Genomic DNA, 7,818 nt, shown 5'->3' with positions numbered 1-7,818 from the left:
TACCCTGCCAGTAGAGTTATTCTAGCATTAGAAAGAGCCTTATATCCCCATACCTGAAGGTAGGGGCGTGTGCGGCAAACTTTGGGTAAGATAGGCTAAACTCAAATCCCCAATCCCCTCTTTGGAAAAACTGTTCACTGTTTACTTTTTACGGTTTACGGTTTACTGTTCACTGTTGATTGTTCACTGAACACTAAACTAACATGGCCAGCCTAACACCTAATCCCAGTTATAGCGTTACGATTCGCATCGAACTTCCCAACAAAGCGGGAATGTTGGCAATTGTCACCCAAGCTATAGCATCAGAGGGGGGAAACTTAGGACAAATTGACTTAATTGAGTATACTCGCAACACCACGATTCGCGAAATCACTGTTAATGCCTATAGCAGTGAACACGCTGAGAACATTGTTCAGGCGGTGAAAGCGTTACCTGAATTTAAAGTCGTTTCCGTTTATGATCGCACGTTCAATCTTCACCGCAAAGGAAAAATCCGCATAGAAAGCAAATTTCCCCTCAAATCTCAAGATGATTTAGCAATGGCTTATACGCCGGGAGTCGGTCGAATTTGTCGGGCAATTGCCGATGATCCACAAGAACTCTATAACCTAACCATCAAACAAAATACTGTTGCCATTGTTACCGATGGCAGTGCAGTTTTAGGGTTAGGAAATCTAGGGCCAGGTGGTGCGTTACCCGTGATGGAAGGGAAAGCCATGCTGTTTAAAGAATTTGGCGGAATTGATGCGTTTCCCATTTGTCTCGATACCCAAGACACAAACGCCATTATCGAAACCGTGAAATATTTAGCCCCAGTTTTTGGCGGGGTTAACCTAGAAGATATCGCCGCTCCTCGCTGTTTTGAAATCGAAGCCAGACTGCGAGAAATCCTCGATATTCCCGTTTTTCACGACGACCAACATGGAACCGCCATTGTTAGTTTAGCAGCTTTATTCAACGCCCTGAAACTGGTGAAAAAATCCATTGAAGAGGTAAAAGTGGTGATTAATGGGGCGGGCGCTGCGGGTATTGCGATCGCTCGTTTGTTGCAAGAAGCCGGAGTTCGTCATATCATCATGTGCGACTCCAAAGGCATTCTCTCAAAAGATCGCAGCGATCTCAACCCCCAAAAACAAGCATTGGCTGTAGAAATGTCCGGTTCTCTGGCAGATGCGATGAAAGAGACTGATGTATTCATGGGAGTGAGCGCTCCCGGTGTTGTGACTCCAGAAATGGTGCGTTCAATGGCCAAAGACCCGATTGTGTTTGCAATGGCCAACCCCATCCCCGAAATTCAACCCGAGTTGATCGTTGATGATGTGGCAATTATGGCAACAGGACGCAGTGACTATCCCAACCAAATTAACAACGTTCTGGCGTTTCCAGGCATCTTTCGCGGCGCCCTCGACTGTCGGGCTTCCACGCTAACCACCAAGATGTATCTAGAAGCCGCAGTGGCGATCGCAGCTTTAGTTAATCCTTCCGACTTGGATCGCGAACACATTGTCCCTTCTGTATTTGATCCACGAGTCGCCCAAGCCGTAGCGGCGGCTGTTTCTCATACTGCTCGTCAGGAAGGAGTCGCTCGCAACTAAACAGTCCGTAAACTCAAATTCGGGGCGGGAAAATTACAAACCAACAAGGTGTATTCTCCACTTTTCGGCGGGATTTTCTAATCTTTCCANCTCCGAAAAGGTGTATTCTCCACCCGCCTCTATCGCCTCCGGTGCTGCCCAAGATCCCTTGCGGCTCTAAATTTTTAACCCCTTTCGGCTATCTCTACATCCGCCAAAGGGAACCAGTTGGCTAATTGTCTACTCTAATAGTAAAGATTGCTTGCCTAAACACCAGCGATCGCAGGGGGCGTTTATGAGACAAACGCTGATCTAGTAAAGGTTTCAGGGTGATAAGAAACCTCTCATGGTATCAAGCTGACAGGCTAGAATTCCAGCCAAATACAGTTACCTCAGAGAGTGGAACATTGCAGTGCCTATGCTATTTGGTCTGCACCTACTATTCAAAGTGTAGAGAGTTGATTCAGGACATCCACAAGAAATCAATTCTCTCGCCGCCCTTCACTCTTTGCATATGCAAATGGTGCATTACCCTGAGGTTAGAAAAATGTTTGCTAATACCCAATCCACAGGCTCCGCTACCAACTCCTATCAAACCACCGACGTTCAAGCTGGAAAAACCTTCGCAGTCGATCAAGAACTGGATGCTCAAACCGTTGCTGATATTCTCTTAGAGGAATTATCGGAAGCGTTGCAAATGAGACCTGCTACGGGTCGGGATGTGATGATGCGAATTGCTCTGGAAGTTGAACGCATTTGTGAAAAAAGCAAGCGCATTCAAACGTCTGGAGAAGTCCGCACTTGGCAGCTTAATTTAGCGCGTCATCGCTTGCAAAAGTGCTTGCAATACTACAAACTCGGTTCTCGCCAAGGTCGGGTTGAACTGCATTCTACCCTGGCTGCGATGGTTTACCGTCACATTGCTGCATTTGCGGCTCAACTGAATTTCCAAGCGCGTTATAACTTGATTGAAGACTTCCTGCAAGGATTTTACATTGAATCATTGCGAGCTTTCCGACGGGAACACAACATGGCAGAAGACTACACGCCTCACAGCAAGTTAGAACTGTCTGAATACATGGCATTTACCGAACAGTACGCCAAGCGTCAAATTGGTTTACCGGGTCGCAACCGCCAACGTCTGATTGTTCTTCGCGCTCAAGGCTTTGCTAAAGGTCAACCCCCGGAAACTGCTATTGATATTGAACTGGCGGTTGAAGGCGCAAAAACTGAAGAAGCCGAAGCACAAAGCCGTTCTTCTGCGATGCAACAAGTTCGCGAACAAATGGTTTCTGAAGCGGTTGATCCGGCGGACGCTGTGTTACGTCAACGGGTGATTACCGAGTTGGTTCAATATCTCGAATCTCAAGATCAGGCTGACTGTGTAAATTATTTGATGCTAAAATTACAAGATATGCAAGCCAGTGATATTGATAAAGTTCTCGGTTTAACAGCCCGTCAGCGTGATTATCTCCAACAACGGTTTAAGTATCATGTTGAAAAGTTTGCCCGTTCAACCAATTGGAAATTAGTCCATGAATGGTTAGGTGCAGATCTCGATCAAAAACTGGGGATGACAACTGAGCAATGGGAAGATTTTCAAACCAAGCTCTCGGCTAACCAACAGCAACTGTTGCAACTCAAGCGGGAGCAAAAAAGTGAAAAAGAGATTGCTAAAGTTCTCAAATGTACACCGAAGCAAGTTCAGAAACGTTGGGCGAAACTTTTAGATTTAGCATTTGCTTATCGTAACGGTGTTCAAGCATAGGATCGGGTAGATAGGGCATGGTGAACCGCGATGACATTAGGAATAGGACTCAAACCCACCTAACTATCCGATCGCCCCTGAGATGTCTACCATGTTCACCCCGATCCCCCGAGAATAGACAAGGTTAACAATAAACTTCTAATGATAAACAATCAATTCTGAATTGATAAGTAAAATTGCTCGGTTTTGCTGATAAGAATTTCTAATCTTGTATTTTAAAGTTTTAGTGTTAACTGCGAACTATTCTCGGGCAAATTAGATACAGTACACTGAAGTAACAGTTTATTAAGTATCGCTATCTCAATCATTATGCTTGTCAACCTGGCTCCAACTTCTGCTTCATCAGATCGGATCTCTGATCCGACAGGGAGCGCAGATGAACACCTTTCGTCTGATGCAATCGCTCAAAACCCAACTGTACTTCAGCAGGTTTTCCGAACAATTGACGTTAATAGCTGTCCGTCTTCCTATAACTTTCATATGCACACGGTCAACTCCGATGGACAGCTTAGACCCCATCAACTGATGGAACAGGCGATCGCCATTGGTTTAAAGGGACTGGCGATTACAGACCATCATACAACGCAAGGGTATCACCAAGCCCAACGTTGGTTAGACACCTGGAAATCTTGTCATCCTGAAAATAGTTCCACCGCTCCGACACTCTGGACAGGCGTAGAAATTAGTGCAGGTTTACTGAATGTGGAGGTGCATATTCTCGCTTATGCGTTCGATCCTCAAGCCATCTGTTTACAGCCCTATCTTCAGGGTCATACCGTGAAAGGTTCCAACTACCGAGCCGAAAATGTGATTGCAGCGATTCACAAAGCGGGGGGTTTAGCAGTTTTGGCGCATCCGGCGCGTTATCGTTCTCCGGCTAAGGCGTTAATTTCGGAAGCGGCTCGTTTGGGGGTTGATGGGGTAGAGGTTTATTACAGCTACCGCAATACCAATCCTTGGAAACCCACACCTGAGATTACCGAAGACATCAAACAGTTAGCAAATCGGTATGGACTTCTGCACACCTGCGGTACCGATACTCATGGGTGTAACTTGTTGTTACGCCTTTAGGAGTGGCATCGAGTCAATGTTGAGAAACGCTCAAATTCATCGATTATTCTTAATGGGTGGTCAGTAGCTGTTTAAACTGACCACTAACTGTTTAATCAAAAGATAGACCATTAACCGAATATAAAACCATTATTCAGGAGGTATATATCGGGGAGGCATTCACTGCTTCAGGTTCCACTTCCCAAAATCATCATCATCAAAAATGCAATCAAAAGCAGCAGCAAAAGAAAGCTTTTGATCAGAGATTCATTCTGATTGAGAGAAGGTTTGGAGGTTTTCATAATGATTTTTATGCTATTTTATAGTTTTAACCTAACAAATCTCATCATCAAACGGGTAGAAGCAAGAACAAATCTTAAATCTCTGTAAGTTTTCTTAAAATATAGAATGAACTTTATAACTCCTGAAAGAGAGGAATCAGTTGATCAACCTAACAACGATTAATTGACCGGGATTTATATTAGATTTAACAGTAATTTGGTAAAATTAGGGTAGGGAACAGTTTTTTCAGTGAACAGTGAACAGTAACCAGCGCTTGCCGGGGGACGGGCGCGGTAGGGCGCGAGACTTTGTTTGTAAGAGAGTGACCAGTGCCTATTGCCTGTTCCCTGTTGCCTGTTCTCTCTTAACTATTGAGTTAAACCATGTTCTAGAGCATAACGAACTAATTCTGTTCGGCTATTTGTTCCGGTTTTCGTAAACAAACGACTGACATATTTCTCAACATTACGAACACTGGTTTCTAAGCGACGGGCGATTTCTTTATTCATTAATCCTTGAGCGACTAAATCTAACACACTCTGTTCACGAGGTGTTAAATCAATTTTAATCGGTGCGGGCGTTTGCGTGATGCCACTTTTCCCTTTCAACATATTTTCAATCCGAGCTATTTGACCTGCTAAGGTGGCAATATCAGGATTTCCATCAGAATTGCTGGCTTGGACTACGGCTCGACGTTCTAATAAGTTTTTGACAATAACAACTAATTCTTCGGGATCAAAAGGTTTAGAAAGATAAGCATCACAACCTGCTTGATACCCTTGAATCCGATCAGTGGTCATCCCTTTTGCCGTTAAAAAAACCACAGGTAAAGCTTTAAACTGAGGATCGTCGCGCATTTGTTTAAGGAACTGATAGCCATCAACTTCTGGCATCATAATATCTGTAATCACCAAGTCGGGTAAATTTTGCTGTAACAGTTCCCAACCTTGACGAGCATTACTCGCAACATCAACGACGAAATCGCTATCTTCGAGATAAGCTTGTACCGCTTCTCGCAGTCCCGGTTCATCATCAACCAATAACAGTCGTGCTGGTACTTCAGGGACTTCTACCCCATCGCTATTATTTCCTGGAGTCTGACTAGACATCAATTTTACCTTGATTTAACCCTCTACTTTATTTCACTTTAGCGAACTCCTTAGCGCAAATCGATCTCTCAAAAGAACGGTTTTCTTGACTCGATCCACACTTGACAAATTTTTCTCGATTCCACTCTACTAGATGTAAAAATCGAGAGGGTACTGAAGATGAGGTTGCCTACGAATTTTTCAAGGCTGGAATTCCCAAGTATAGTATTGTTTTGGGATTCTGTTTCTCGGAANGAGAGGGTACTGAAGATGAGGTTGCCTACGAATTTTTCAAGGCTGGAATTCCCAAGTATAGTATTGTTTTGGGATTCTGTTTCTCGGAAGTGAGAAAGTACACAGATCTCAGCAATTAACCGTAGGGTGGGTTGCGAAACAGTCTTGAATTGACCGCTAAAATATAACAAAAATCCTTCTGTAAGTGCTACCTATTATAGGTTAAAATTAAACCCGTATTGATAGAGGAATTCGCTGATGAATCCGACGACGATTAACTTACCCGATCCTCTGGAATTAATGATTGATTTGAGCGACGATCAATTTTTTTATCTTTGCCAAAAAAATCGGGACTTTAAATTTGAACGCACGGTGTCAGGAGTTTTAGTGATCATGTCACCAACCGGAGGAGAAACCAGCAACCGCAATATTGAAATATCCTATCAATTGCAAGCTTGGAGTCGTCAAAATAATTTAGGAAAAGCTTTTGATTCTTCCGGCGGCTTTAAACTTCCCAATGGTGCAGACCGCTCTCCCGATGCGTCTTGGGTTAAACGCGATCGCTGGGACAGTTTAACCTCCGAACAGCGCGAGAAGTTTATACCGTTATGCCCTGATTTTGTGGTCGAATTAAGGTCAGCCAGCGATCGCTTAAAAACTCTGCAAGACAAGATGCAAGAATACCGGGACAACGGAGCAAAATTGGGTTGGTTAATCGATCCCAAAAACAAAAGAGTCGAAATTTATCGCGCGGATCGAGAAGTAGAAATTCAAGAAAATCCCAACACCTTATCGGGAGAAAATGTTTTACCGGGATTTGTATTAGATTTAACGGTAATTTGGTAAAGTAATAGTAATAAATAGCTTTGACAGTCAACAGTTATCAGTGATGTGGGGCGGGTTTGAAAACTGCTTTTAGTTCTCAGCCAAAATCTCACTAAACCCATCCTGTTAAATGCGATCGCTTTAATCACAGATAATATTTACTCTATCCTTCCCGTGCCATCCAAATCAGAAAAACCAAAATCTGCTCGACGGGTGGTCTCGTTATCGTTTTTACTGAAAAGGGTTAAGCTGTATTGTCTGAAAGTGCCTCTAATTAAAGCTGGCGGTCGGATTTGAACCCACAACCTTCCGATTACAAGTCAGTGACTCTTACAACCCCCAATCTCCTCTCAGTTAAAGCTTTCAGAGATTAAGACTCTCTGGATGTGAGTAGGATTCACTCCAAACTCACTCCAGAAGCGGCAATTAGTTGACTGAATCCTTAGAGTTCAGGGACAGATAATTCAGTTCTGTGGCCTGCATAATTTTTGTAAATTATCTCAGCGCTGTTACCTACCCACTTGCTGACATCTTTTGCATCTACTCCTTTCTCAAGGCAGAGGGTGATAAATGTGTGTCTGGTCTGGTACGGCTTCCTATACTCAATCCCTAAGCTGTTCAGTACATTGACCCATGCTTTGCGGAAAGAGCTTGTACTGAATACCTTTCCTTTGGTTGAGGTTAATACCAGACCTTTGCTGGATTGACGGGTTGATTGAATTTCTCTCAGTAACTTCTGTACCTGGCTGTTACAGGGAAACACTCGCTTGCTCTGAGTTTTTAATCCGTCACATCTCTCCTTTCCACCAACAGCCGCTACTATGGCATTTCTGAAAATCATCTTACTTAAGTCGTCTGAGATGTCTTCCCAAGTCAGGGCGATCGCTTCACTCGGTCTACAGCCAACATAAAAACAGAAGGCAACGTAATAGTAATAATGAGGCTGTTGTGAGCGGGTTCTAAAAGCTTCTATGATGGCGTCTCGCTCAAGACTGGT

At 43.8% G+C, this 7,818-nt stretch carries 7 protein-coding genes; 5 read left to right on the top strand and 2 right to left on the bottom strand.

Annotation, left to right across the window (positions count from 1 at the left end; translation table 11 throughout):
- Positions 1-203: 203 nt before the first annotated feature.
- From WN50_RS06695 to WN50_RS06685, 3 genes are all read left to right on the top strand, one after another.
- Positions 204-1,595 carry a malic enzyme-like NAD(P)-binding protein gene (locus tag WN50_RS06695; RefSeq protein WP_046281597.1) on the top strand — a complete coding sequence of 464 codons (1,392 nt, stop codon included), beginning with the start codon at positions 204-206 and terminating at the stop codon, positions 1,593-1,595.
- Between the two features lie 526 nt (positions 1,596-2,121).
- Positions 2,122-3,342 (top strand): HetZ-related protein, encoded by a 1,221-nt coding sequence (locus WN50_RS06690; RefSeq protein ID WP_046277984.1) that lies wholly within the window; start codon positions 2,122-2,124, stop codon positions 3,340-3,342.
- A 309-nt stretch (positions 3,343-3,651) separates the two neighbouring features.
- Positions 3,652-4,413, top strand: a complete 762-nt coding sequence (locus tag WN50_RS06685; protein WP_046277983.1) for a PHP domain-containing protein — start codon at positions 3,652-3,654, stop codon at positions 4,411-4,413.
- A gap of 629 nt (positions 4,414-5,042) precedes the next feature.
- Here the strand turns inward: WN50_RS06685 and WN50_RS06680 are convergent.
- Positions 5,043-5,783, bottom strand: a complete 741-nt coding sequence (locus WN50_RS06680; protein WP_046277982.1) for a response regulator transcription factor — start codon at positions 5,781-5,783, stop codon at positions 5,043-5,045.
- Between the two features lie 234 nt (positions 5,784-6,017).
- On the opposite strand from WN50_RS06680, the gene WN50_RS37385 reads away from it, so the two are divergent.
- Both WN50_RS37385 and WN50_RS06670 read left to right on the top strand, forming a co-directional pair.
- A partial coding sequence (locus WN50_RS37385; RefSeq protein WP_425354786.1) for an element excision factor XisI family protein occupies positions 6,018-6,136 on the top strand: 119 nt, incomplete at its 5' end.
- 118 nt (positions 6,137-6,254) lie between these two features.
- Positions 6,255-6,842, top strand: a complete 588-nt coding sequence (locus WN50_RS06670) for a Uma2 family endonuclease (RefSeq protein ID WP_046277981.1) — start codon at positions 6,255-6,257, stop codon at positions 6,840-6,842.
- A gap of 421 nt (positions 6,843-7,263) precedes the next feature.
- Here WN50_RS06670 and WN50_RS06665 read toward each other — a convergent pair.
- Positions 7,264-7,818, bottom strand: a 555-nt coding sequence (locus tag WN50_RS06665; protein WP_049558502.1) for a site-specific integrase, incomplete at its 5' end; no start/stop codon positions are given.

Source organism: Limnoraphis robusta CS-951, assembly GCF_000972705.2.
This window is presented reverse-complemented; position numbering and strand designations above follow the sequence as displayed.

Bases quoted from the DNA above. Each gene is read 5' to 3' on its own strand.
- WN50_RS06670 (WP_046277981.1), top strand. From the start codon at position 6,255: ATGAATCCGACGACGATTAACTTACCCGATCCTCTGGAATTAATGATT.
- WN50_RS06690 (WP_046277984.1), top strand. From the start codon at position 2,122: ATGTTTGCTAATACCCAATCCACAGGCTCCGCTACCAACTCCTATCAA.
- WN50_RS06685 (WP_046277983.1), top strand. From the start codon at position 3,652: ATGCTTGTCAACCTGGCTCCAACTTCTGCTTCATCAGATCGGATCTCT.
- WN50_RS06695 (WP_046281597.1), top strand. From the start codon at position 204: ATGGCCAGCCTAACACCTAATCCCAGTTATAGCGTTACGATTCGCATC.
- WN50_RS06680 (WP_046277982.1), bottom strand. From the start codon at position 5,783: ATGTCTAGTCAGACTCCAGGAAATAATAGCGATGGGGTAGAAGTCCCT.